General features: G+C 64.5%; 21 protein-coding genes and 1 pseudogene. 7 read left to right on the top strand and 15 right to left on the bottom strand.

Annotated features, from left to right (window positions below; translation table 11 throughout):
• Nucleotides 1-12 precede the first annotated feature (12 nt).
• Entirely contained in the window at nt 13-711 is a 699-nt protein-coding gene (locus AC3WJU_RS07330; protein WP_307053985.1) for an acVLRF1 family peptidyl-tRNA hydrolase, read from the top strand.
• Here AC3WJU_RS07330 and AC3WJU_RS07325 read toward each other — a convergent pair.
• The 4 genes and pseudogenes from AC3WJU_RS07325 to hisS all read right to left on the bottom strand — a co-directional run bounded on the left by AC3WJU_RS07325 (nt 708) and on the right by hisS (nt 4,865).
• Nucleotides 708-1,028: a GNAT family N-acetyltransferase gene (locus AC3WJU_RS07325; protein WP_492259542.1), complete on the bottom strand. Its 321-nt coding sequence runs from the start codon at nt 1,026-1,028 to the stop codon at nt 708-710. The two genes, AC3WJU_RS07330 and AC3WJU_RS07325, sit on opposite strands and share 4 nt — an antisense overlap.
• Before the next feature lie 121 nt (nt 1,029-1,149).
• Nucleotides 1,150-1,452: pseudogene (locus AC3WJU_RS07320) on the bottom strand (GNAT family N-acetyltransferase, cg3035/Rv0428c family); the annotation flags it as partial.
• A 126-nt stretch (nt 1,453-1,578) separates the two neighbouring features.
• A complete protein-coding gene (gene aspS, locus AC3WJU_RS07315) occupies nt 1,579-3,369 on the bottom strand; it encodes an aspartate--tRNA ligase (protein WP_492259541.1) in 1,791 nt (596 codons plus the stop codon).
• Between the two features lie 143 nt (nt 3,370-3,512).
• Nucleotides 3,513-4,865 carry a histidine--tRNA ligase gene (gene hisS / locus AC3WJU_RS07310; RefSeq protein WP_441433559.1) on the bottom strand — a complete coding sequence of 451 codons (1,353 nt, stop codon included), beginning with the start codon at nt 4,863-4,865 and terminating at the stop codon, nt 3,513-3,515.
• A gap of 260 nt (nt 4,866-5,125) precedes the next feature.
• Here hisS and AC3WJU_RS07305 point away from each other — a divergent pair, with 260 nt between their 5' ends.
• From AC3WJU_RS07305 to AC3WJU_RS07295, 3 genes are all read left to right on the top strand, one after another.
• On the top strand, nt 5,126-5,893 hold the full coding sequence (locus AC3WJU_RS07305) for a peptidylprolyl isomerase (RefSeq protein ID WP_492259568.1): 768 nt from the start codon (nt 5,126-5,128) through the stop codon (nt 5,891-5,893).
• 65 nt (nt 5,894-5,958) lie between these two features.
• Nucleotides 5,959-7,563 carry a DUF349 domain-containing protein gene (locus AC3WJU_RS07300; protein ID WP_492259540.1) on the top strand — a complete coding sequence of 535 codons (1,605 nt, stop codon included), beginning with the start codon at nt 5,959-5,961 and terminating at the stop codon, nt 7,561-7,563.
• Nucleotides 7,564-7,656: 93 nt separating this feature from the next.
• The gene (locus AC3WJU_RS07295; RefSeq protein ID WP_441438260.1) at nt 7,657-8,301 is read left to right on the top strand and encodes a type IV toxin-antitoxin system AbiEi family antitoxin; all 645 of its coding nucleotides are present in this window, start codon (nt 7,657-7,659) and stop codon (nt 8,299-8,301) included.
• A 10-nt stretch (nt 8,302-8,311) separates the two neighbouring features.
• On the opposite strand, the gene AC3WJU_RS07290 is transcribed toward AC3WJU_RS07295, so the two are convergent.
• From AC3WJU_RS07290 to pdxT, 9 genes are all read right to left on the bottom strand, one after another.
• Entirely contained in the window at nt 8,312-10,705 is a 2,394-nt protein-coding gene (locus AC3WJU_RS07290) for a RelA/SpoT family protein (RefSeq protein ID WP_272909578.1), read from the bottom strand.
• A 149-nt stretch (nt 10,706-10,854) separates the two neighbouring features.
• A complete protein-coding gene (gene secF / locus AC3WJU_RS07285; RefSeq protein ID WP_284989261.1) occupies nt 10,855-11,868 on the bottom strand; it encodes a protein translocase subunit SecF in 1,014 nt (337 codons plus the stop codon).
• Entirely contained in the window at nt 11,868-13,622 is a 1,755-nt protein-coding gene (gene secD / locus AC3WJU_RS07280; RefSeq protein ID WP_492259539.1) for a protein translocase subunit SecD, read from the bottom strand. The genes secF and secD overlap by 1 nt, the downstream gene beginning before the upstream one ends.
• Before the next feature lie 109 nt (nt 13,623-13,731).
• Nucleotides 13,732-14,115 (bottom strand): preprotein translocase subunit YajC, encoded by a 384-nt coding sequence (yajC, locus tag AC3WJU_RS07275; protein WP_492259567.1) that lies wholly within the window; start codon nt 14,113-14,115, stop codon nt 13,732-13,734.
• Between the two features lie 190 nt (nt 14,116-14,305).
• Nucleotides 14,306-15,382, bottom strand: a complete 1,077-nt coding sequence (gene ruvB, locus AC3WJU_RS07270) for a Holliday junction branch migration DNA helicase RuvB (protein WP_284989259.1) — start codon at nt 15,380-15,382, stop codon at nt 14,306-14,308.
• A complete protein-coding gene (ruvA, locus tag AC3WJU_RS07265) occupies nt 15,375-16,019 on the bottom strand; it encodes a Holliday junction branch migration protein RuvA (RefSeq protein WP_284754937.1) in 645 nt (214 codons plus the stop codon). Before ruvA ends, ruvB begins: the two co-directional genes overlap by 8 nt.
• An 89-nt stretch (nt 16,020-16,108) precedes the next feature.
• Nucleotides 16,109-16,687 (bottom strand): crossover junction endodeoxyribonuclease RuvC, encoded by a 579-nt coding sequence (gene ruvC / locus AC3WJU_RS07260; RefSeq protein WP_078108969.1) that lies wholly within the window; start codon nt 16,685-16,687, stop codon nt 16,109-16,111.
• A gap of 45 nt (nt 16,688-16,732) precedes the next feature.
• On the bottom strand, nt 16,733-17,488 hold the full coding sequence (locus tag AC3WJU_RS07255; RefSeq protein WP_492259538.1) for a YebC/PmpR family DNA-binding transcriptional regulator: 756 nt from the start codon (nt 17,486-17,488) through the stop codon (nt 16,733-16,735).
• 3 nt (nt 17,489-17,491) lie between these two features.
• Entirely contained in the window at nt 17,492-18,193 is a 702-nt protein-coding gene (pdxT, locus tag AC3WJU_RS07250) for a pyridoxal 5'-phosphate synthase glutaminase subunit PdxT (protein ID WP_059390283.1), read from the bottom strand.
• A gap of 101 nt (nt 18,194-18,294) precedes the next feature.
• On the opposite strand from pdxT, the gene AC3WJU_RS07245 reads away from it, so the two are divergent.
• The 3 genes from AC3WJU_RS07245 to AC3WJU_RS07235 are packed head-to-tail and all read left to right on the top strand — an operon-like array spanning nt 18,295 to nt 22,398.
• Complete coding sequence (locus AC3WJU_RS07245; protein ID WP_492259537.1) at nt 18,295-19,590, top strand: Mur ligase family protein; 1,296 nt, start codon at nt 18,295-18,297, stop codon at nt 19,588-19,590.
• Nucleotides 19,587-20,336, top strand: a complete 750-nt coding sequence (locus AC3WJU_RS07240) for a type 1 glutamine amidotransferase (protein ID WP_284989256.1) — start codon at nt 19,587-19,589, stop codon at nt 20,334-20,336. Before AC3WJU_RS07245 ends, AC3WJU_RS07240 begins: the two co-directional genes overlap by 4 nt.
• Nucleotides 20,337-20,385: 49 nt before the next feature.
• A complete protein-coding gene (locus AC3WJU_RS07235; protein WP_492259536.1) occupies nt 20,386-22,398 on the top strand; it encodes a M3 family metallopeptidase in 2,013 nt (670 codons plus the stop codon).
• 333 nt (nt 22,399-22,731) lie between these two features.
• Here the strand turns inward: AC3WJU_RS07235 and pdxS are convergent, their stop codons facing one another.
• Entirely contained in the window at nt 22,732-23,658 is a 927-nt protein-coding gene (gene pdxS, locus AC3WJU_RS07230) for a pyridoxal 5'-phosphate synthase lyase subunit PdxS (RefSeq protein WP_306959754.1), read from the bottom strand.
• A gap of 108 nt (nt 23,659-23,766) precedes the next feature.
• The gene (locus tag AC3WJU_RS07225; RefSeq protein ID WP_492259535.1) at nt 23,767-23,991 is read right to left on the bottom strand and encodes a hypothetical protein; all 225 of its coding nucleotides are present in this window, start codon (nt 23,989-23,991) and stop codon (nt 23,767-23,769) included.
• Nucleotides 23,992-24,235 lie beyond the last annotated feature (244 nt).

Below are 24,235 nucleotides of genomic sequence, written 5' to 3'. Positions count from 1 at the left end.
GGAGACATCGACGTGGAGACCCGGCCGTCCGGCCCCAACGAAAAGCCGCCGCCCGGGGCGGTGCGCACCGCTTTCATCCCTGGTCCGCGGTTGACCGGCTGGGTGGAGCGCTTCGCCGCGAGCCATGGCGCCGTTCAGGAAGAGCCCGACGACGGCGGCACGCTCCTGCGGGCGGCCGATGGCGCTACCGCTCTACTAAGGGCCCCCTGGCCCGTCGATGGACGGCCCGGCAGGGGCGCAACCGCGGTTGAGCGCCTGGCGTCGCTTGCTTCGCAGGAACGGCGGCTCGGAATCATCCTGGTGCGCCGGGGCGGCTACGCGGTGGGGGTCGTGAGCGGCGGCAAAGTGTCCGCCTCCAAATCGGGTTCACGTTACGTACAATCCCGCTCGGCTGCAGGTGGATCCTCGCAGCAGCGCTTTGCCCGTCGTCGTGAGAACCAGGCCAACGCACTGACGGAAGCGGTGGCCGGTTATGCCGCCGCTGTGTTCGCCGGAGACAGTATTGAATATCTCGTTCTGGGCGGAGACACCGCACTCTCCGCGGCGGTCCTCGAAGAAAAGGCGTTGAAGGAATATTCGTCCCGGGCGAAGCTCGCGTTCCTGGCGGTTGCCGACCCCAACGCAACCGTACTTCGCAGGGCTGCGGCGGATGCCTGCGCCGTGCGGATCGACGTCACGGATCCGTTGCAGGAGGGGCGCCGGGCCAGCTAACAGCCCGACAACGCCCGCTGCGGCCGTGCCTGCCGGTAGAGGTACCTGCCGTGCTCTGCGAACCCCGCGCCGTCGTACAGGGTCCGGGCGCCGGTATTCGAGGCCGTTACCAGTAGCCAGAACTCGGACACGCCTCGGTGGGCGCCCGCTTCCAGAAGCGCTTCAAGCACCTGCCGCCCGTAGCCACGGCGGCGGTGCTTGGCCGCAGTTGCCATGCAGTAGATGCCTCCCTTGCCGCCTACCAGGGCGAGGCGCCCGACGGCGGCCGGGACGCCGTCGTCGTCCTTCGCGAGAGCGTAGACGGAAGGGCAAGACACCAGAATCCTCCGGGCGATGTCCAGCTCGGCGTCTCCCCCCGCGGCCGTCAACGGACCACCACAGCCGGAGCCACTCTTCGGAAGGCTCCTCCGAGATCTCGACGCCGGTTGCCGGGCCACCGGGCAGGGTAGCTGGAAGGGCGCCGCCCGGACGGACCATGATGAGGGTCTCCGACTGCCGGGTGAATCGCTGCGCATCGAGCACACTGTTGAGGCCCGCGCTTCGCTCATCGTCGAAAATCTGGAAGATCAGCGGCAGGCGCCGGGAGCGGTACCACTGCGTGGCGGCCCGTACTGCCGACTCGTGGTCGCTGGCCTGCTCCCTGGGCCAGACCGAGTTTGCCCGCTGTGTCACACCTCCGGCGGCCCGCATGACCCATCCCCCGGTGTCCTCACGGTCCGGGGCGGGCCATGCCCGGTCCATGAGCTCCTCGATCGATGCAAGGCCCATTTCCTGCGTCACGCGTCCTCCTCGAATTCAGTCGACGTCATGCTACGCCGAAGGCCCCCGCAATGTGCGAGGGCCTTCGGGCTACTTCTACGGTTCCAGCTACTCCGGCTTGGCTGCCGCTGCCTGCGGCTTGGCTTCAGGCTTGAAGTCGACTCCGGCTTCCTTGCGCTGCTGCGCCGTGATGGGCGCAGGAGCAGCGGTCAGGGGGTCGTAGCCGCCGCCGGACTTCGGGAAAGCGATGACGTCGCGGATCGAGTCCACGCCGGCCAGAAGGGCCACGACCCGGTCCCACCCGAAGGCCATGCCGCCGTGCGGAGGTGCGCCGTACTTGAATCCCTCGAGCAGGAAGCCGAACTTGGTCTGCGCGTCTTCCTTGTCCAGGCCCATGAGCTCGAAAACGCGCTCCTGGACATCGGCCTCGTGGATACGGATGGATCCGCCGCCGATTTCGTTGCCGTTGCACACGATGTCGTAGGCGTACGACAGGGCCGCTTCCGGGTCCTTGTCAAAGGAGTCCAGGAACTCGGGCTTCGGGGAGGTGAAGGCGTGGTGCAGGGCCGTCCACTGTCCGCCACCCACCGCGACGTCGCCGGAAGCGACGGCTGCGGCAGCCGGTTCGAACATCGGGGCGTCCACGATCCAGACGAAAGCCCAGTCCTTGGGATCGATCAGGCCGGTGCGGTGGCCGATCTCGACGCGGGCAGCACCCAGCAAGGCGCGGGATGGTGACTTCTCGCCGGCGGCGAAGAAGATGCAGTCGCCGGGCTTTGCGCCGACGGCGTCAGCCAGGCCGGCACGCTCGGCGTCCGTGAGGTTCTTGGCAACTGGGCCCGTGAGCTCGCCGTCTTCCTTGAACAACACGTAGGCGAGACCCTTGGCGCCACGCTGCTTGGCCCATTCCTGCCAGGCGTCCAGCGCGCGGCGGGCCTGCGAGGCTCCGCCTGGCATGACGACGGCGCCAACGTAGGGCGCCTTGAAGACGCCGAAGTTCGTGTCCTTGAAGAACTCCGTCAATTCACTGAGCTCCAGGCCGAAGCGCAGGTCCGGCTTGTCGGAGCCGTACTTGGCCATCGCCTCGTGGTACGTCATGCGGCGGATCGGCGTCGGGATCTCGACGTCGATCAGCTGCCATAGTGCCTTGACGATGCCTTCGCCGAGCTCAATGATGTCGTCCTGGTCAACGAAGCTGGCTTCGATGTCGAGCTGGGTGAATTCCGGCTGGCGGTCCGCACGGAAGTCTTCGTCGCGGTAGCAACGGGCGATCTGGTAGTACTTTTCGAAACCGCCAACCTGGAGCAGCTGCTTGAAAAGCTGCGGGGACTGCGGAAGCGCATACCAGGAACCCGGTGCCAGACGCGCCGGAACCACGAAGTCGCGGGCGCCTTCCGGCGTCGAGCGCGTCAGCGTGGGAGTCTCGATCTCAACGTAACCCTGCTGGTGAAGCAGCTCGCGGGCCACGCGGTTCGCTTCGGAACGCAGGCGCAGGTTCCGGGCGGGGCCGGGGCGGCGCAGGTCAAGGTAACGGTGCTTGAGTCGCGCTTCTTCACCGACCTCCACGTGCTCGTCGATCTGGAACGGAAGGGGATCCGAAGTGTTGAGGATCACTACTTTCTCGGCGATGACCTCGATCTCGCCGGTGGCGAGGTGCGGGTTCTCGTTGCCCTCGGGACGCTTGCTGACGGTGCCCACGATCTGCAGCACGTATTCATTGCGCAGGCCGTGGAAGACCTCTTCCTCGCGGACAACCACCTGGGCGACACCGGACGCGTCACGCAGATCGACGAAGGCCACGCCACCGTGATCTCGGCGGCGGCCTACCCAGCCTGCCAGGGTGACGGTCTGTCCAATGTGCTCGGAACGCAGGGATCCGAGGTCATGTGTGCGCAGCACAGCATTCCTTTCAACATGATTTTCAGGACCATGACAAAACGATCCCGTTCGAGTTTACCCGTATGAACGAAGCGTGGCCCCACCGGGCGCGGCCCGCTCCCGCCCGGGCCCGCGGGGTTTTGCCTTGAGGCGCCGGTTCGCGGCTATCGCGTGGTGATGCGGACGTGGAGATCCTCGGGTGACGGCTCCCAGTTGGCCGGATCCGCGTCGACTTGCTCCCCGGTGCGGATGTCCTTCACTTGGTGCTTGCCGTCGTCGTCCGTGAACCAGACGAAAGGAATGCCGCGTCGGTCGGCGAATTTGATCTGCTTGCCGAACTTCTCGGCCTTCGCCGCAACTTCGGTGGCGATCCCCCGTCCACGCAGCTGGGCCGCCACATCCTGGGCCGCAGACCAGCTGTCGTCGTTGTTCAGCGCCACCAGGACTGCCGTGGGAACCGAGCGCGACGCCGTCGCGAATTCCTGGCTCAGGATGCGGGAGACCAGGCGGGTCACGCCGATCGACAGCCCGACGCCGGGGAACTTGCGGTTGCCCTTGCTGGCGAGGGCGTCGTAGCGGCCGCCGGAGCAAATGGAACCGAGTTGCTCGTGTCCCACCAGGACGGTTTCGACGACCGTACCGGTGTAGTAGTCGAGGCCGCGGGCGATGCTGAGGTCGGCAACAACTTTGCCGGGGGCGCGCTGCACGGCAGCCTCGATGACTTGTTCCAGCTCGCTGAGGCCCTCTTCAAGAAGCTCGTCCGATACGCCAAGCGCACGCACCTGCGCCACGAAGGACGTGTCCTCGGTGCGGATGCTGGCAAGCTTCAAGGCAAGCGCTGCCTGCTCATCCGTGGCGCCAAGCTCGCTCCTGAGCAATTCGGCAACTTTCGCTTCGCCGATCTTTTCGAGCTTGTCGATGCTTCGAAGCACGCCGGCAGTGTCGGTGAGGCCGATACCGCGGTAGAAGCCCTCGGCCAACTTGCGGTTGTTGATGCGCAGGCGGAAGTCCGGAATGGGAAGGGCGCTCAACGCTTCCGCGATGACGAGGGCGATCTCGACGTCGTAGCGGAAAGGCAGCTCGCCGTCGCCCACGACGTCGATGTCCGCCTGCGTGAACTCGCGGGCGCGGCCCTCCTGGGGCCGCTCCCCCCGCCACACCTTCTGGATCTGGTAGCGGCGGAACGGGAACGCCAGGTAGCCGGCGTTCTCGACGACATAGCGGGCAAACGGCACCGTGAGGTCGAAGTGGAGCGCCAAGGCGTTGGGATCTGCCTTGTCCGACTTTCCGCCTTCGCCGCCGTCCTCGTCTTCCTGCAGCCGGCTCAGTCCGTATACCTCTTTGTCTATCTCGCCCTTGCGGAGAAGCTGGCCGACGGTTTCGACAGCGCGCGTCTCGATGGAAGAGAAGCCGTGGAGTTCAAACGTCTTGCGCAACGTGTCCAGCACATGCAGTTCCACCAACCGTTCCTGGGGAAGCCACTCGGGGAATCCGGACAGGGAGGCGGTACGGGCCATGGTGGAAATTTCTCCTCAATGATTGCGCGGGCCGGACCCAGCGCCACGAACCACGGGCCGATTCGGCTCAGGATGGGCTGGCGTCCAGTCAGTCATGCATAAACTATGTGCGGCAGCCAGTTTATGCTTTCGGCGCCTGCACATCTAATGCGGGCGCCCGGGTTCGGCTTGCTTGCGAGGGAAGCTTGTCCAGACAACCAGGAGGACCATTGTCTACAAGGCCGCGGGACAACCGTGAAGCCAAACGGCGCATCAGGCAGATGGAAGCCAAGCGCGAGCTTCGGCGTGCACAGGGCAAGCGCCGCCGCCGGGACAATGTGATCGCGGTCAGCGTGGGTGCCGCCGCCCTGATTGCCGCCGTCGTGCTCCAACTCACGGCGTTCAACTCGAATCCGAGCGAATCGGAGTTCGCGGCGGCCCAAGCCGGGCTGAGTTCGCCGTCCGCCTCTGCCAACCCCTCCGCTTCGGCCGCGGCGACGGGCTCGAATAGCGCCGGCATTCCCAAAGCGGACACGGCCGCAGGTAAGACTTTCACTGGCCAGCTCAGCCTCAATGGAGGGACAGTCGGCGTCGAACTGGATGGCACAACAGCTCCCCAGGCCGCAGCAGTGTTCAAATCCCTCACTGACGCGAGTTATTACAGCGGCCTCAAGTGCCCTCGATTGACTACCGCCGACAATTTCTCGGTGCTGCAGTGCGGAGCCAAGGGGACGGACACCACAGACGACCCCAACTTCCACTGGGGACCACTTGAGAACACCCCGGCGAACAACACCTACCCGGCCGGAACCATCGCCGTCGCCAGGACCGGCAACAACGCCTATGGCAACGGGCACCAGTTCTTCATTGTGTACAAGGACACCGTCATTCCCCCGGACTCCGCCGGCGGGTACACGGTGGTCGGCAAAGTGACGAGCGGCATGGACGTGGTGACGAAGATCGCCCAAGCCGGTATTAATCCGGGGAGCAGCGCCACCGACGGCACCCCTGTGGCAGCTGTCACGATAGACTCGTTTTCTCTGAAGTAACTAGCCCGGACCATGGTCCACGGCGCATTACCTTAGTAATCCCTCCAAGCGAAAGACTTTTAGCGGTGACAGACAGTCAGAAATCCGACGAAACTGCAGTAGTGGCCAACGACGAAGAAACCCAGGCTCCCGTAGCTGAGCAAGCCGACGTTGCGCCGGTTGCCCCGGCCGAGCTCGCTGCCCCGGCAGAGACCGCCGCCCCAGTGGCCGACGCGGCAGAACCCGCCGCCCCAGTGGCCGACGCGGCAGAACCCGACGCCCCAGTGGCCGACGCGGCAGAGCCCGCGCCCAAGCCTGCCTCTCCGGCGCCACGTCCGGCCCCCTCGCATGCGCCTTCCCCCGCCGCATTTGCTGCCCGCCCCAAGGCAGCCGCCAGTGTTATTCCGGCCGCGCCGGCAGCCCAGCCTACGGCTGTCTCCCTGGCGGAAGCCGCCAAGTGGGGGCGCGCCGAGGGTGACGGCCACGTCTTCCTGACCATCGACGGCGAAGAGCAGCCGGTGGGACAGTACCCGGGAGTGAGCACCGACGAGGCGCTGGCATACTTCGCCCGGAAGTACGACGACGTTGTTGCGCAGATCGTTTTGATGGAACACCGCGTGGAGTCCAAGGCCCCGGCCACGGACATGCAGAAGACGGTCGAGCACCTGCGTGAGCAGCTGGCAGAGCGAAACATGGTGGGCGACATCCGCACTGCCGAGGCTCGACTTGATGCCTTGGCTGGACAGATTTCCGAGTTGGAGAAGTCCGAGAAAGCTGCACACGACGCCGCACGATCCGCGGAGCTCGCGGCACGCGAGGCGATCGTCGCCGAAGCCGAATCCATCGCATCCCAGGATCCGTCCCAGGTCCAGTGGAAGACGTCGAGCGCCCGCATGAACGAACTCTTCGAGAGCTGGAAGACAGCCCAGAAGAACGGCATCCGGCTTGGACGAAGCAACGAGGACGCGCTGTGGAAGCGGTTCCGCTCGGCCCGTACCGTCTTTGACCGCCACCGCCGTGCGTACTTCTCCCAATTGGACAGCACCAACTCGGCGGCCAAGGTCGCCAAGGAACAGCTGATCGTCGAGGCCGAAGCTCTCTCCAGCTCCACGGATTGGGGATTCGCCGCCGGCGAATACCGCCGTCTCATGGACCAGTGGAAGGCTACGCCTCGCGCCAGCCGCAAGGATGACGACGCCCTCTGGCTCCGTTTCCGTGCCGCGCAGGACGTATTCTTCAGCAACCGCCAGGCTGCCAACGACGAGATCGACCAGCAGTACACGGCAAACCTTGCCGTCAAGGAAGAGCTCGTTGTCGAGGCACAGGCCCTGCTGCCGATCACGGACCTCAATGCTGCCAAGAAGTCCCTGCAGTCCATCCGCGACCGCTGGGAAGAAGCCGGCAAGGTCCCCCGCGCCGACATGGGCAGGATCGAAGCCGGCCTTCGCAAGGTTGAGGACGCCGTCCGCGACGCCGAAGAGGACAAGTGGCGCCGGAGCAACCCGGAGACGAAGGCCCGCACCAACAGCGCCTTGTCGCAGCTGGAAGCGGCTATCGCCGGCCTGAGGGAAGACCTGGAAAAGGCCGAAAAGGCCGGAGACCAGCGCCGCATCAAGAACGCCCGCGAGGCCCTTGAAGCACGAGAGGCCTGGCTTGACCAGATCCAGCGTTCGGCAAGCGATCTCGCGTAGTAGTAGAGCTTGAACCAACAGGCCCCGTGCCGGTTATCCACATAACCGACACGGGGCCTGTTCCCGTTGCGGCAGCCACGCGATGATTGCTGAATGGCCCCGAGATTACCGCCTCCGCAGCAACAGGACTTCCCTGCCCAAGAGCTGTACGCGCCCAGCCCGCAGTTCACGTGGGCCGAGCTTCAATCAATGGCTACGGACGGCGTGCTCACACCACTCTACGAGAAGAGCTTCACTCCCTCGGGGCTGGATGTCACGCCTCGGCTCCGAGCCCGCGCGGCCGCCCTGGTGGTTCCGGATCGCATTCGCAGGAAGGTCATCGCGGGGCGCATGACGGCGGCCTGGATTTACGGTTGCGCGGATGCCCCAGAGAGGCTTTCGCTTCTCGTGGACGCCAAACACCGTATATCGAGCTTGCGTTCGGCCCGCGGCTGTATCCTGCACGAAGTCCGTTTAGGCCAACTGGACGTGGTCAGCATCGGCGGGCTGCTCGTGACCAGTCCCCTGCGGACGGCCGTGGATGTGGCCCTACACGTAGAAGCCAGCAGGGCCTTGCCCGCACTGCGGATGCTGCTGTCCCGGGATGAATTGGGCGTCCGGCTGCGGCTCTTGACCCTCGCGGTGGAGGCGTCCACGAGGGTGCCCCACAAGAAAGCTGCACTGCGCAAGATTGCCGCGTTGGCTCGGACCGCTGACCCGCCGCCTTCCGACGTCTTGCCGCCTGAGGTAGCCGCCTGAGTTGCTAGGTTCAGCTTCTCCTGCGGTTGCCCGTGGTCCGGTAGACGTCAAAGACCCCGTCGATCCTGCGCACGGCACTGAGCACGTGGTGAAGGTACTTAGGATCGCCCATTTCGAACGCGAAGCGGGAGATGGCTACCCGGTCGCTGGAGGTGTGCACGGAAGCAGCCAGGATGTTGACGTGGTTTTCCGAAAGCACGCGGGTGACATCCGAAAGCAACGACTTCCGGTCCAAGGCTTCCACCTGGATCTCCACCAGGAAGACGCTGGATTGGGTCGGAGCCCATTCAACCTCGACGATGCGATCGGGCTGGTCACGGAGGTCCGAGACATTCGTACAGTCCGTGCGGTGTACCGACACCCCCGAGCCGCGGGTCACGAACCCGAGGATCGGATCAGGCGGTACAGGCGTGCAGCAGCGGGCCAGCTTCACCCAGACATCCCCCACGCCGCGGACAATGACGCCGGAGTCCGAGTACCGGGTCTTCTGGAGTTGCGAGGGAATGCTGACTTCGTCCAGGTCCTCATCGGGCGTCTCATGCCCACCGAGGTGCTCCATGAGCTTTTCCATGACGGACTGCGCCGAAGTGTGCCCGTCTCCGACGCCGGCATACAGGCCGGAAATGTCGACGTAGTGGAATTCCTCGGCCACCGTGGACAAGGCGTCATGTGTCATGAGCCGTTGCAGGGGCAGGTTCTGCTTACGCATGGCGCGGGTCAGCTGGTCCTTGCCCCGCTCGATGGCCTCTTCGCGGCGTTCCTTGCTGAACCACTGCCGGATCTTGTTGCGCGCCCGGGCGCTTTTGACGAAATGCTGCCAGTCCTGGCTCGGTCCTGCGCCCTCGGCCTTGGAGGTGAAGATCTCCACCCAGTCGCCGTGATTGAGTTCGCTGTTGAGCGGAACCAGCTTGCCGTTGACGCGCGCACCGATGGTCCGGTGACCCACTTCGGTGTGCACCGCGTAGGCGAAGTCCACCGGTGTCGATCCTGCGGGAAGGGCCATGACCTCGCCCTTGGGGGTGAAGACGAACACTTCCCGGGCATTGATTTCAAAACGCAGCGAGTCCAGGAATTCGCCCGGATCCGATGTTTCCTGCTGCCAGTCGACCAGGGAACGCAACCAGCCCATGTCGCCGTCCTTGGGGCTCCCCGGACCTACGGCGGTCCGGTTGGGCTGGTCCTTGTACTTCCAGTGTGCCGCCACGCCATACTCGGCACGGCGATGCATTTCGTGGGTACGGATCTGGATCTCAACGGGCTTGCCCCCGGGCCCGATCACGGTGGTGTGCAAGGACTGGTACATGTTGAACTTCGGCATGGCGATGTAGTCCTTGAACCGTCCCGGAAGGGGGTTCCAGCGCGAATGCAAGGTGCCAAGAGCCGCGTAACAGTCACGGACGGAATCCACGAGGACACGCACGCCCATGAGGTCGTTGATGTCGTCGAAGTCCTTGTCCCGGACAATCATCTTTTGGTAGATCGAGTAGTAATGCTTGGGGCGGCCCGTGATGGTGGCCTTGATGCGGGCGACGCGCAGGTCTTCGGCAATCTGGTTGCGGATGACGCTCAGGCTCTTCTCGCGCTCTGGAGTGCGGTCCCCCACCATCCGGACGATTTCTTCATACACCTTCGGGTACAAGGCGGCGAAGGAAAGATCCTCAAGTTCCCATTTGATGGTGTTCATGCCAAGGCGGTGGGCCAGCGGTGCAAAGATCTCAAGTGTTTCGCGCGCTTTGCGGGCGGAAGATTCAGCGGAAACAAAGCGCCACGTACGGGCGTTGTGCAGCCGGTCCGCCAGCTTGATCATCAGTACCCGGATGTCCTTGGCCATGGCCACGACCATCTTGCGGACGGTCTCGGACTGTGCGGCCTCACCGAATTGGACTTTGTCCAGCTTGGTGACGCCGTCCACGAGCATTGCGACCTCGGGGCCGAAATCACGCGTCAGGTCAGCGAGGGTGTAGGGAGTGTCCTCGACGGTGTCGTGCAGGAGTGCAGCAGCAAGGGTTGTGCCTGTGAGGCCCAATTCGGCCAGGATCGTGGCCACCGCAACGGGGTGGGTGATGTACGGATCGCCGCTCTTCCGCTTCTGGCCCTGATGGCTGCGCTCTGCCACGGTAAAGGCCCGCTGGATGAGATCGAGGTCTTCTTTGGGGTTGTTGGCCCTGACGGTCCGCAGGAGCGGTTCGAGGATGGGCGAATAGGTGCTCGTGCCCCGTCCCGTCAACTTCGCCAGCCTGGAGCGCGTCCGCTCGCGTCGTCCGGGGAACGTCGGGCGCACGCCCGGGGAGTCCACGGGCACACCGTCCACGGTGCTTCCCGTAGCTGCAGTTGCGGTGCCGGGCACGCGGCTCAGGCCGTCCTCTCCGCCCGCCGGCGGCGCCGACGTCGTACGTTCCTCCACAAAAGCACCTCTCACGACTGACTTAATTCTCCCAGTCTATTCCCGCTGGTGAGCTCTCCAAGAACCGGTACCCAGATGACGGAGCCGGGAACGCAAAAGGGCCGGTCACCACTTTTCGGCGGTGACCGGCCCTTCAAGGGGAAACGAGGCTAAACGGCCGCTGCTTCCGAGTTCGCGCTGACGGCTGCCGCGCGCCGGGTCGCCACCTTCTTGGCCTGCTTCTGCAGCTCGGGTTCGCTCTGGCGCAGCCACGCGTAGAGCGGAGCCGCGATGAAGATCGTCGCCGCCGTACCGATCAGGATGCCGACGAACAGGGCGAGGGACAGGTCGCGCAGCGTGCCGGCGCCCAACAGTCCGGCGCCGATGAACAGAATCGCGGCGACCGGCAATACTGCCACCATCATGGTGTTGATGGAGCGCACCAGGGTTTGGTTGACGGCAAGGTTGACCTCTTCGGCGAAAGTGCGCCGGCTGGAGGTCGCGATGTCCGAGGTGTTTTCACGGATCTTGTCGAAAACCACCACGGTGTCGTACAGGGAGTAGCTGAGGACCGTCAGGAAGCCGATGATGGCCGACGGTGTCACCTCGAAATCGCTCAAGGAGTAGACACCGGCCGTAGTGAACATCGTGACCAGCATGCCGGCAAGGGCAGAAACCGACATCTTCCAGGTGCGGAAGTACAACGCCATCAAGAGAGCGGCCAGCCCAACGAACACCGCGAGGCCGATCAGGGCCTGCTTGGTGACATCCTGCCCCCAGGTGGGGCCGATGAAGGTCGAGGTGACCTGGTTTTCGGTCACGCCGTAGGCCTTCGCGAGATCCGTCTTGATCTTGATGGTCTGGTCATCGCTGAGTTTGTCGGTCTGGATGCGCATGGTGCTACCAGCGACGTTGGCGACGCGCGGAACGGCACCAGCAACGACGTCGTGGACTGCCTTCTCGCCCGGGGCGGATTCGGTGGTCTTCACGTTGGACACCGTGAACTCGGAGCCGCCCCGGAAGTCGATTCCGAGGTTGTACCCGCCCTTGACCACCGGCAGGAGGATGGAGATCGCCACCGCTACTGCGGCGATGATGAACCAGATCTTCTTGCTGGAAACGAAGTTGTAAGAACGCTTGCCCGTGTAGAGCTCGTTGCCGAACTTTGCGAAGCTCGTGGTCATTACTTCTCCTCCTTGGTGCCGTTGGAAGAACCAGTCAACTGGGCCTGCTTCTCGGCAAGCCGGCGTTCGGCGATGGTCATGCGGCGCTCGGCTTCAGCGGCAGCACCGGTGTTGCGGGCGCGCACGACGGCGGGCTTCTCCGTTGGCGTGCGGAGCCGGCCGGCACCGCGGTACAGCGGCACGGCGCCCAGTCGCTCAGGGTCGAGGCCGGAGAAGCGGTGCCCCTCGCCGAAGAACTTGGTCCGGGCCAGCGCCTGGAGCGTGGGGTGCGTGAACATGAACACGACCAGGAGGTCTGCCAGCGCGGTGAGGCCAAGGGTGAAGGCGAAGCCGCGGACGTTTCCAACAGCGACGAAGTACAGCACCAAGGCCGCGAGCAGGTTGACGGCCTTGGACGCGAGGACCGTGCGCTTGGCGCGCTTCCAACCGTTAGCGACGGCGGACACGAGGCCCTTGCCCTCACGAAGTTCGTCACGGATGCGTTCGAAGTACACGATGAAGGAGTCTGCTGTCTGGCCAATGGCCACGATAAGACCTGCCACACCGGCAAGGGACAGCCGGTAGTTTTCAGTCCAGCCAAGGATCGCGATGGCTAGGTATGTCAGTCCACCGGCCACAACGAGCGAGAGGATGGTGACAAAGCCCAAGGCCCGGTACTGGAAGAGCGAATAGACCACCACGAGCAGGAGCCCGATCACACCGGCCATCAGGCCAAGACGCAGCTGCTCGCCACCGAGGGTGGCGGAAATCTGTTCCTCGGACTGGATATCGAAGCTGATCGGCAAAGCGCCGTAGCGAAGCTGGTCCGACAACGCCTGTGCCGAGGCCTGCGTGAAGTTACCCGTGATCTGCGGCTTGCCATCGGTAATGACTGCGAGGGCACGCGGCGCGGAAATAACCTGGTCATCCAGGACGATGGCGAACTGGGCCTTGGGGTCGTTGCCGCCCTGCGCCTGCGATGCCACGTAGAACTGGTTGAGCCTCTGCGTAACGTCCTTGAAGGTCTTGGTGGCGTTGGCATCGAACGTGATGGTCACGCCCCACGCATTGGTGACCGAGCCCTGCGCGCCCTGGACGGGATCGAAGGAGGACGACACGATGTCCTGGCCCTTCACTTCGACCGGGCCAAGGATGTACTTGACGGCAGGAGTCTTGGCCGTTGCCGGCTCGCAGGTCACCAGCGGCTTGGCGGGATCCGACCGCGGCTGCTTATCCTGGGCCGGGTTGACGCAGTCCAAGGCTTCGAAGGCCTTGTAGACGTCGGCTGTGACCCAGTTGCTGTCGCTGGCGTTGGTCGGCGCAGCGGTGGGCTTGGGCAGGCTCGCGTCCGGCGTGCGGGATGCGACCGGAACGGCCGCAGGGTCACCGGTGGTGATCACCGGGCGGAAGTTCATGTCGGCAGATGCCTGGATCAGGGCACGGGTTTCCGAACTTGGCGTACCGGGAAGGCTTACCACGACGTTACGGCCGGACTGCGTGGTGATTTCCGCTTCGGCGACACCGGAGCTGTCAACGCGTTGGCGGATAATCGCGACGGCCTGGTTCAACTGTTCTTCGTTGATGCCGGTTGATCCTTCGACCTTGGGCGCGAGAATCATTTGCGTGCCGCCCTCGAGGTCAAGCGCGAGCTTTGGGGCCCAGCTGGCGTGACCAGTGATGACGCCGCCACCGAGGACTGCTGTCAGTACAGCGAATATTGCGACAAGCCAGATCAGCACCCTGCGGGCTGCATTTTTGTGGCCGGTTCGTGCCATGTTCGATCTTCCTGTTGATGACGGAACAGCCGCCGACGTGCACGGGTGAGCGCAGGCCGGCGGCGATTCATTGCCGTAGAACTATTCCCGCTTGTAGAGCGGGTACGGGCTAGTTGTCCTTCTTGCCCTCGTCGTTGAGGCGCTTGAGGGTCTCGTCCGGGGTCTCCGTGGATGCAGATGCATCGGCATCCGCGGCCGTCAGCGACGACGCGTCGTCCGGAACGTCAACTGCGGCCTCCTCGGCGGGCTCAACGATCTTGGTGACGGCCTGGCGGTGCACCGTGGCGAGGTTGCCCGGGGACAGTTCCAGGACAACCTTGTTCTCGGCGTCGTCCATCGAGACGATTCGGCCGAACAGTCCGAAACTGGTCATGACGTCAACGCCGGGGGCAAACTGGGACTGCAGCTTGGCCTGCTGTTGCTGCGTCTTCTTGTTGCGGCGGAACATCATGAAGATGAAGACGCCGAGCATGGCGAACAGCAGGATTGTCATTGGATCCACAGGGAAGTTCCGTTCTTTACTTACGTTTTTGGTTTCACGGCCATGTCTGCCCGGTGGATCCGGCGGCCGTGGAGCTTTCGCCCACTTGGCCGCACAATGCTCCGACGGGCGGGCACAGAACCAAGGACTCGAACGTGCCGAGTGTCATACCAGTCTAGAGGGTTAAGCTGAATGGATCGTGCTAACGGCCGGTGTCGATGCTTTCCGCCCCGTTTTCGCTATCCTCGAACAACGCCAGCGGGTCCTGCCCGAACACTCCTGGCGGCACGGCGTATCCGAGGTGCGTCCAGGCTGACGCCATGGCAATCCTGCCGCGCGGCGTCCGTCCCAAGAGGCCTTCGCGCACCAGGTACGGCTCAGCGACCGTTTCGACGGTCTCCGGTTCCTCCCCCACGGCGATAGCGAGGGTGGAGAGCCCTACGGGACCGCCGTTGAACTTGAGGATCAGGGCTTCCAGCACAGCACGGTCCAGGCGATCCAAGCCACGCTGGTCCACCTCGTACATGTCCAACGCAGCGGAGGCGGCACGGGCATCGATTTGTTCGATGCCGTGAACCAAAGCCCAGTCCCGGACACGGCGAAGCAGCCGGTTGGCGATACGCGGGGTTCCGCGGGAACGGCCCGCAATCTCGCTGAAGCCGGCCGAGTTGACTTTCAGGTCAAGCAGTCCGGCCGAGCGGCGCAGTACGAGTTCCAGCTCCGCCACTGAGTAGAACTCCAGGTGCCCGGTAAAACCAAAGCGGTCACGCAGCGGTCCAGGCAGCAGGCCGGCCCGCGTGGTGGCGCCCACGAGGGTGAAAGGCGGCAGCTCAAGCGGAATGGCAGTGGCGCCTGCGCCCTTGCCCACCACGATGTCCACCCGGAAGTCTTCCATGGCCATGTACAGCATTTCCTCTGCGGGCCGGGACATCCGGTGGATTTCGTCGAGGAAGAGCACTTCGCCTTCAGAAAGCGAGGAGAGGATGGCCGCAAGGTCTCCGGCGTGCTGGATGGCCGGCCCGCTGCTGATGCGCAAGGGTGCGTTCATCTCGGCGGCGATGATCATGGAGAGAGTGGTCTTGCCGAGCCCAGGAGGGCCCGAAAGCAGGACGTGGTCCGCGCTGCGGCCGCGCATCCTCGAGGCTTCCAGCACGAGCGAGAGTTGCTTTCGGACACGGTGCTGGCCTACGAAGTCGTGGAGGTTCTTCGGGCGAAGTGCGGCTTCGATGATGCGCTCTTCGGGTTCCTCTCCCCCGGTAACGAGGGACTGCTCAGCCACGGCTGCCTACCCGGTTTCCGGCGCGGGCGCCGTCCTGCCCGAGCCAGCGAAGGGTTGCGCGCAGGATCTGGGCGACGTTGCCGGCGTCGGCAAGTTCCGGGGAATCGGCCATTGCCTTGTCGATGCTGCCGGCAGCGTCCTTCTCCGACCAGCCCAGGCTCGTCATTGCGGCGACCACCTGCGGCTTCCAGACAGACTCGGCCGCGACGGCGGGGGCGGCCCCGGGCGCGGTGCCGTGGGGAACGAGTTTGCCCGCCAGTTCCAGGACGATCCTGCCGGCCACTTTCGGGCCGATACCGGGGACCTTGGTGAATGACTTGGCATCGCCGGAATGCGCGGCCACCCGGATCGCCTCGGGCTCGTGGACGGCCAGGACTGCAAGGGCCAGGCGCGGCCCCACCCCGCTCACACTGAGCAGGACATCGAAAACTTCGCGTTCGTCGTCGTTCGAGAAACCAAAGAGCGTCAGGGAGTCCTCCCGGACGATCAACGAAGTGAACAGCTTCGCTTCCTCGCCGACGTGCAGGTGGCTGAGGGTTTGGGGCGTGGCGTAGACGCTCATACCGGCGCCGTTGAGATCGATGACGGCCGTGGAGAGACTGACGTGTGCCACGGTTCCGCGGAGAAAACTGATCAAGACCCGGCTCCTGAAGTACTGCCCCGCGCATGCTGCGCCGCGGGCTATCCGAACATATCTACGAATACCCTAGCAAGGGCCACCGACAATTACCGGGCGCGGCGCGCTTTCGCTTCGGCTTCAGCCCAGGCTCGCTGGGCGGGCGTCAATGCGCTGCTCCCCGGTCCGGTGGTGGCAACTGCGGCACCGCTGCCGGCCCGCCACGCGTGGGTGACAGCGAGGGCCAACGCGTCCGCGGCGTCGGCCGGGCGGGGCGGGGCGTCAAGACGAAGGATCTTGGTGATGAGTTTCGTCACCGCTTCCTTGTTGGAGGTGCCGCTTCCCGTCACGGCGGCTTTGACCTCCGACGGCGTGTGGAGCGCCACCGGGATGCCCCGCCGCGCGGCGGCCGCGATGACGACGCCGGATGCCTGGGCAACGCCCATGACCGTACTGACGTTCAACTGGGAGAAGACCCGTTCGACCGCGAGAACGTCGGGTTTATAGAGGTCCAGCCATTCATCGATGGCCTTGGCTATGACCAGCAGTCGCTGGTCCAATGATTGCTCCGGGGAGGTTCCCACGACGCAGACAGCTACCATCGTGGCGCGCCGGTTCCGTTCGACGTCGACCACTCCGATGCCGCAACGGGTGAGGCCCGGATCGACTCCCAATACGCGAAGAGTCAAGTCCGGGCCTCCCTGTTTGTTGTGAAGCTGAATGGCAAGCGGGCGCTACTCGGCTTCGAGCGCAGCCTGGACTTCCTCGCTCATGTCCGCGTTGGTATAAACGTTCTGGACGTCGTCGAGATCCTCGAGGGCGTCGACGAGCTTCATGAACTTCTTGGCACCGTCGAGGTCCAGCGGCACCTGCATGGACGGGACGAATTCAGCTTCGTCCGTTTCGTATTCGATGCCGGCCTCCGTGAGGGCTTCGCGGATTGCCGGAAGATCGGTGGGCTCCGAGTGGATTTCCCAGTTGTCGCCGTTGTCCTTGACTTCTTCTGCGCCGGCCTCGAGCACTGCCATCAGGATGTCGTCTTCGCTGAGCCCGTTCTTGGGCAGGTTGACGACGCCCTTGCGGGTGAAGAGGTAGCTCACGGAGCCGGGATCGGCGATAGTGCCGCCGTTGCGGGAAATCGCCAGGCGGACCTCGGAGGCGGCACGGTTCTTGTTGTCCGTGAGGCACTCGATCAGGAGGGCGGAACCCTGCGGGCCGCGGGCCTCGTACATGATCTCCGTGTAGTCGACCACTTCGCCGGTGAGGCCGGCTCCGCGCTTGATGGCGCGGTCGATGTTGTCGGCGGGGACCGAGGTCTTCTTGGCTTTGGTCACAGCCAGTTCGAGGCTCGGGTTGCCGGCAAGGTCCGGTCCGCCCATGCGGGCCGCGACTTCGATGTTCTTGATCAGTTTGGCGAACGACTTGGCCCGGCGGCTATCGAGGATGGCCTTCTTGTGCTTGGTCGTCGCCCATTTGGAGTGGCCTGACATGCTTTAAACTTCCCCTCTGATCATTCGAATAAACAATTCATGCACGCGCTTCTCCCCAGTCACTTCCGGGTGGAAGGAGGTGGCCAGCAACCGACCTGAGCGCACTGCAACAATTCTAGCCAACCCGTGCAAAGTGTCCGTGTGGGTCGCTTTGCCCGGTTCCACCTGCGCAAGGATTTCGACGCCGGGTCCGACCCGTTCCACCCACGGTCCGCGGATGAAGACGGCGTGGACGGGGTCCACGCCGGACTCGCCTGCGCTGAACTCGAGGCCCTTGAAGTCAAGATCGGTTTCGAAGGACTCGCGCTGCCGGCCGAAGGCATTGCGACGGACCGTGATGTCCAATCCACCGAAAGTCTGCTGCGGATTTCCGGCGAGGTCCGTGGCGGGATCGGCGATGTCGTCCGCCAGCAGGATCATGCCGGCGCAGGATCCATACACCGGCAGCCCGGACGCGATCTGCTTGCGGATGGGATCGGCGAGTTCGAAGATGCGCGCCAGCTTGTCGATGGTAGTCGACTCGCCGCCGGGAATGATGAGGCCGTCAATGTCGTCGAGCTCCGCCGGACGCCGGATGCCGACGCCGGTGGCACCGGCCGCTTCGACGGCGTGGATGTGCTCACGAAAATCGCCTTGTAGTGCGAGGACGCCGATGCGCAGGCCCGCGCCCACGCTTGATGACGCCTCGGAAGGGGGATTGGTCATTCGACCATCATAATGCGCTGCCACTGCCGGGCTTGCGCCGGCAACCCGATCGCGGCTTTACGGCACGTGGTTTATGCACCAACTGGGATATATTACAGAGCATGTTTTCGTTCACCGTTCCACTCGGCAAGCTGGTCCGTGCTGTGTCCCGGCTGCGCGGCGGGGGTTCGGCTTTGCCCGGCCTCGTGGTCGAGAAGATCGACCCCGGCTTCATGCAGAGGACGCTGTCCTCGCTCCCCCACGGTGTGGCGGTGGTGAGCGGAACCAACGGCAAGACGACCACCACAAAAATGGTGGTGGAGCTCCTGGAAAGCCAGGGCTTGAAGGTCTTCACCAACCGGACGGGCAGCAACTTCACCCGTGGCGTTGCGGCCGCTCTCCTGGGTGAGGTGGACTGGCGCGGCAGGTTGGACGCCGACGTCGCGGTGTTGGAACTCGACGAGGCACACGCCGTGCATTTCGTGAACAAGGTGCCGCCGCGCTATTGCCTTCTCCTCAACGTCCTGCGCGACCAACTGGACCGTTTCGGCGAAATCGACACCACGGCGCTACTCCTCCAGCGCATCGCCGAGCGAACCACCGGGACCGTGGTCCTGAACCGCGAGGATCCCCGGGTCGCCCGTATTGCCGGAGCCGTGAGCGGCCCGAAGGTGCTCTACTTCGGATTGGACGAATCGCTCCGCAGCACCTTCCCGAACGACGACGACATGCGGGCCGCGGCTCCGGAAACCAGCCCCCGCGGTGAGGTCCCCGCATCCCCGGCGGCCGACGTCGTGCTCCGCCGGGTCGGTACCGACGACGCCGACTTCGAGTTCGACGGAACCCTTGTGTCCACGCACATGAAACTCCGCGGCGTCTACAACATCTTCAACGCCGCAGCCGCGTTGGTCCTCGCCAGGAGCATCACCGGGGCAAGCGGGAGGCCCGGCGACTCCGCCAAGCTGGTCAAGGCGCTCTCCGAAGTGGCTCCGGCGTTTGGCCGCGGGGAGAGCCTGACGGTGGACGGCCAGCCTTTTGAGTTGGTCCTCGTGAAGAACCCGAGCGGTTTCCGCCTGGGCCTGAAGTCTTTCCCGGCGAAGGGCTACGCGTCCATGATCGCCATCAATGACAACTATGCCGACGGCCGGGACATGTCGTGGCTTTGGGACGTTGAATTCGACTCCCTGCGCGAGGACGGTGTCGAGGTCGTCACCGGCGTCCGTGCCTATGACATGGCACTGCGCCTCCAGTACGACGAGGTCCGCTTCGGCTCAGTGGACACCGACATCACTGCGGCCTTGGCCGAATTCATCCGGGGTTCGGCCGGCAAACCGAAACGCGTATTCTGCACGTACACCGCGATGTTGGCCATCCGGCGCGAACTCTCCAAAATCACCACAGTAGAGGTGGTCTCATGACCCCGGCCGAAGGTACCGCTCACACTAGCAAGGGCACCATCCGGGTCCTGCAGCTGTACCCCCGGGACATGAACATCTACGGGGACTGGGGCAACGCACTCGTCTTGCGGCAGCGCCTGCTCTGGCACGGTTACACGCCCGAACTCCTTGAATACAATGTGGGCGACGACTTCCCCGAAGATGTCGATCTCATTGTCGGCGGTGGCGGCCAGGACAGCGGCCAGGTAGTCATCCAGGACGATCTCCAGTCACGCGGCGAGCAACTGCGCGGGATGGCCGAGGACGGAACGCCCATGCTGGTCATTTGCGGGCTCTACCAGCTTTTCGGCAAGTTCTTCAAGACGAAGAGCGGACCTGTTATCCCCGGTATCGGCATCCTTGACGTCGAGACCATCGGTACGGACGAACGCCTCATCGGAAACGTCACGCTCACTTCACCCGAGTTCGGGGAAATCATGGGCTACGAAAACCACAGCGGACAGACCTCCCTGGGTGCCGGCGTCGAGCCGCTCGGCACCGTGTCCAAGGGCGCCGGCAACAACAGCAAAGACAACCACGAAGGCGCCAGGCACCGGAATGTGGTTGCCAGCTACTTGCACGGTTCCCTGTTGCCCAAGAATCCGGCCATCGCCGATTTCCTGATCCGGACCGCCGTCGAACGCAAGTACGGTACTTTCGTCCCCGGCACGCCCGACGACGACTTTGCCCGCCTCGCGCGCGAACACGCCGCGCGGCGGCCGCGCTAACACGGGGAAAACCGTTGTGGGCGGGGCCCCTGCATGAAAGGGTTGCTTCATGACGAACCCCCTCTTGGAGCCGAGTACCCTTCCCTTCGGCTTGCCGCCCTTCGCAACAATCCAGGACAGCCACTTCGCCGAAGCCGTTGATGCGGGCCTCGTTGAGCACCTGGCCGAGATCCAGTCCATCGTCGACAACCCGGAGCCCGCATCCTTCGAAAACACGGCGGTCGCGATGGAACGCTCCGGCCGCCTGCTGGAGCGGGCAGCGGCGGCCTTCTTCACATTGGTTTCCGCCGACGCCTCGGAGGCCATCCGCGAACTCGAAACCGAGCTGTCTCCCCGGTTCGTGAGCCATCAGGACGCGGTCTATCTCAACCGCGGACTGTACGAGCGATTCGCGGCCGTAGACACTTCAGGACTTGATGACGAAGCCACCCGCCTGGTGCAGGAGTACCTCCGGGAATTCCGCCAGTCGGGCATCCAGCTCCACCCGGCTGACCAGGAAAAACTCAAGAGCCTCAACGCGGAACTCTCCCGCTTGGGAACGGAGTACGGGCAACGGGTCAAGGAAGCCATGAAGGCCGCCGCCCTGGTGGTGGATGACGCCACAGAACTTGCCGGCCTGCCGGCGGACGACATCGCCAGTGCTGCGGAGGCCGCACGCACTGCCGGGCACGAGGGAAAATACCTCCTGACTCTCATACAGCCGAGCAACCAGCCTGCTTTGGCTTCTTTGCAGAACCGCGAGCTCCGCCGTCGCCTGTTTGAGGCGTCCGTTGCGAGGGGAAGCGACGGCGGCAGCCTGGACGTCCTGGAACTGGTGAAGGCGATGGTGCGTTTGCGGGCCGAGAAGGCGACACTCCTCGGGTTCGGCAACTACGCCGAAATGGTCATGGACCGCCAGACCGCCCCCGATTTCGCGGCCGTGCAAGCGATGCTCAACCGACTTGCTCCGGCCGCCATCCGCAACGCCGATGCAGAAGCGGCTGCCCTGGCGGAGAGCGCAGGGCACCCATTGGAAGCATGGGACTGGGCGTACTACTCCTCGAAGGTCCGGCGGGAGCGCTACGAAGTGGACGAACAACTCCTTCGGCCCTATTTCGAATTGGACCGGGTACTCGTGGACGGCGTGTTCTTCGCAGCCACGAGCCTCTTCGGTATTACTTTCCACGTGCGGAATGACCTTGAGGGGTACCACCCCGATGTCCGCGTCTGGGAGGTGCGAAACGGAGACGGCTCCGAGCTTGGTCTCTTCCTGGGCGACTACTACGCGCGGGACTCAAAGCGCGGCGGCGCCTGGATGAACTCGCTCGTCGAACAATCAGCACTCCTGGGTACCAAGCCGGTGGTGATCAACAACCTGAACATCTCCAAACCGCCGGCCGGAGAACCCACCCTGCTTACCCTGGACGAGGTCCGGACCACGTTCCACGAGTTCGGCCATGCCTTGCACGGACTCTTCTCCAACGTCATGTATCCCCGGTTTTCCGGCACCTCGGTCCCCCGGGACTTCGTGGAGTATCCGTCGCAGGTCAACGAGATGTGGATCATGTGGCCCGAGATTATCGGTAACTACGCCCGGCACCACGCGACTGGCGAAGCGCTTCCCCAGGACATCATCGACCGCCTCAACGAGTCCAAGCTTTGGGGCGAAGGCTTCGCCACGACGGAATACCTCGGCGCCGCCCTTTTGGACCTGGCCTGGCACGTGCTGGACGTCGACGGCGTTCCTCAGGACGCGCTGGACTTCGAAGCCAAGGCATTGGCTGCTGCAGGCGTGGCGCACTCCCTCATTCCGCCCCGGTACCGCACGGGGTACTTCCAGCACGTCTTCGCCGGGGACTTCTACGCCGCCGGGTACTACTCGTACATCTGGAGTGAAGTGCTGGACGCGGAAACGGTGGACTGGTTCACGGAAAACGGCGGGCTGCTGCACGAGAACGGCGAACGATTCCGCTCGGAGCTGCTCTCCCGTGGCAACAGCCGCGATCCGTTGGAATCATTCCGCACGCTCCGCGGCCGCGACGCCTCCCTCGAGCCGCTCCTCAAGCGCCGCGGCCTCGAATAGCTGCTTGGCCGCCCCAACTGACTCGCAGTTAATGTCGTTATGGAGCCTCATAACGACAACAACTGGGAGTCAGTTGGGTTAACGCACGACGCCGGCCGGTCACCGAAGAAGGTGACCGACCGGCGTCGTACTTAGCGGGAGAGCGGTGCGAGGGACGGTGCGACCCGCCAACGCAAGGCGCCGGGCGGTGTGATCCGGCAGCCTGCGTAAAAGGGCCCCCGCCCCGAGCCGCTGGAAAGCCGCGGCAGTGAGTCGCGGGGAATAGCAGGCCGAGGATCAGCGCCGTCCGGCGCCAACAAACCGCGCCGTCTGGCGCGTCGGCTTAACGAAGACCTACCAGCCGCGCTCGGCGAGGCGGTGGGGTTCGGGGATTTCCTCGACGTTGATGCCCACCATGGCTTCGCCCAGGCCGCGGGAGACCTTGGCGATGACGTCGGGGTCGTCGAAGAAGGTGGTGGCCTTCACGACGGCGGCGGCACGCTGGGCCGGGTTGCCGGACTTGAAGATGCCCGAACCGACGAACACGCCGTCGGCGCCGAGCTGCATCATCATCGCAGCGTCGGCCGGGGTGGCGATGCCGCCGGCGGTGAACAGCACGACGGGGAGCTTGCCGGTGGCGGCGATTTCCTTGACGAGCTCGTACGGTGCCTGCAGTTCCTTGGCCGCAACGTAGAGTTCGTCCTCGGGCAGGGTGGAGAGGCGGAGGATCTCGGCGCGGATCTGGCGCATGTGGGTGGTGGCGTTGGAGACGTCCCCGGTGCCGGCCTCGCCCTTGGAGCGGATCATGGCCGCGCCCTCGTTAATGCGGCGCAGCGCCTCGCCCAGGTTGGTGGCACCACAGACGAAGGGAACGGTGAAGTTCCACTTGTCGATGTGGTGGGTGTAGTCGGCCGGGGTCAGGACCTCGGACTCGTCGATGTAGTCAACACCGAGGGACTGCAGGACCTGGGCTTCGACGAAGTGGCCGATGCGGGCCTTGGCCATGACGGGGATGGACACCGCGGCGATGATCTGGTCGATCATGTCCGGGTCCGACATGCGGGACACGCCACCCTGGGCGCGGATGTCCGCGGGAACGCGCTCGAGCGCCATGACGGCCACGGCACCGGCATCTTCGGCGATGCGGGCCTGCTCGACGTTGACGACGTCCATGATGACGCCGCCCTTGAGCATCTCGGCCATGCCGCGCTTGACGCGGCTGCTGCCCGTAACGCTGGCTGCGGACGAACCGGCTTCGTTGCTTACATCAGGTGTAGACACAAAAACCCCTATGGGTAGATAGAAGACCTTGGCCGGGGCGCAGGCGGACGGAGGCCACACACAGCGCGCACCGGATTTCCAGGTCACATTGACCAAGTAACTTCAATACTAGTCCCCCGCGCTGTGACCGTCGTACTCGATTACCAGCCCCGGCCACGCGGTCGCGCCGGCACCGGCGGGCGTCGCGCACCCGGTGATATTGGTCCCGCGTGTCGCGGATACTTCAGGTGCATTGACGGCAGCAAGTTGGTGGGCGGATTCACGGCGCGGGAATCTGTCTTCTGCAATTGTGAGTTCACCGCCGGCCTGATCGCCGAGGCGATCCGGGTTCATTGGGAGCTCAGCACCTGATTTTCGGGACGTGTTTTCCTTGTTTCGCTTTTCGCGACGCCGAACGCCGGTGCGGGAGGTAAAAATGTCCGACCCCCGTGACAGGGTTTATTCATGGAAGGCATCGGTCAACTCGTCGCACCTCGGGCGGCCGCGCCCGACGGCGGGAACCCGTCGCCGGGACGCCTGTCCCGCCGGCTGAAGCCCGTCCCCGCCCGGCACGCGCAGTTCCAATTCGCAGCGCAGT

Source organism: Arthrobacter sp. FW306-1B-F12A, assembly GCF_058781865.1.
This window is presented reverse-complemented; position numbering and strand designations above follow the sequence as displayed.

What these genes read in the sequence shown, in the direction of transcription:
- hisS (WP_441433559.1), bottom strand. Translation starts at nt 4,865, where the DNA reads ATGGCCCGTACCGCCTCCCTGTCCGGATTCCCCGAGTGGCTTCCCCAG.
- AC3WJU_RS07305 (WP_492259568.1), top strand. Translation starts at nt 5,126, where the DNA reads ATGGAAGCCAAGCGCGAGCTTCGGCGTGCACAGGGCAAGCGCCGCCGC.
- AC3WJU_RS07295 (WP_441438260.1), top strand. Translation starts at nt 7,657, where the DNA reads ATGGCCCCGAGATTACCGCCTCCGCAGCAACAGGACTTCCCTGCCCAA.
- secF (WP_284989261.1), bottom strand. Translation starts at nt 11,868, where the DNA reads ATGACCACGAGCTTCGCAAAGTTCGGCAACGAGCTCTACACGGGCAAG.
- secD (WP_492259539.1), bottom strand. Translation starts at nt 13,622, where the DNA reads ATGGCACGAACCGGCCACAAAAATGCAGCCCGCAGGGTGCTGATCTGG.
- yajC (WP_492259567.1), bottom strand. Translation starts at nt 14,115, where the DNA reads ATGACAATCCTGCTGTTCGCCATGCTCGGCGTCTTCATCTTCATGATG.
- AC3WJU_RS07255 (WP_492259538.1), bottom strand. Translation starts at nt 17,488, where the DNA reads ATGTCAGGCCACTCCAAATGGGCGACGACCAAGCACAAGAAGGCCATC.
- pdxT (WP_059390283.1), bottom strand. Translation starts at nt 18,193, where the DNA reads ATGACCAATCCCCCTTCCGAGGCGTCATCAAGCGTGGGCGCGGGCCTG.
- AC3WJU_RS07245 (WP_492259537.1), top strand. Translation starts at nt 18,295, where the DNA reads ATGTTTTCGTTCACCGTTCCACTCGGCAAGCTGGTCCGTGCTGTGTCC.
- AC3WJU_RS07240 (WP_284989256.1), top strand. Translation starts at nt 19,587, where the DNA reads ATGACCCCGGCCGAAGGTACCGCTCACACTAGCAAGGGCACCATCCGG.
- AC3WJU_RS07235 (WP_492259536.1), top strand. Translation starts at nt 20,386, where the DNA reads ATGACGAACCCCCTCTTGGAGCCGAGTACCCTTCCCTTCGGCTTGCCG.
- AC3WJU_RS07225 (WP_492259535.1), bottom strand. Translation starts at nt 23,991, where the DNA reads ATGAACCCGGATCGCCTCGGCGATCAGGCCGGCGGTGAACTCACAATT.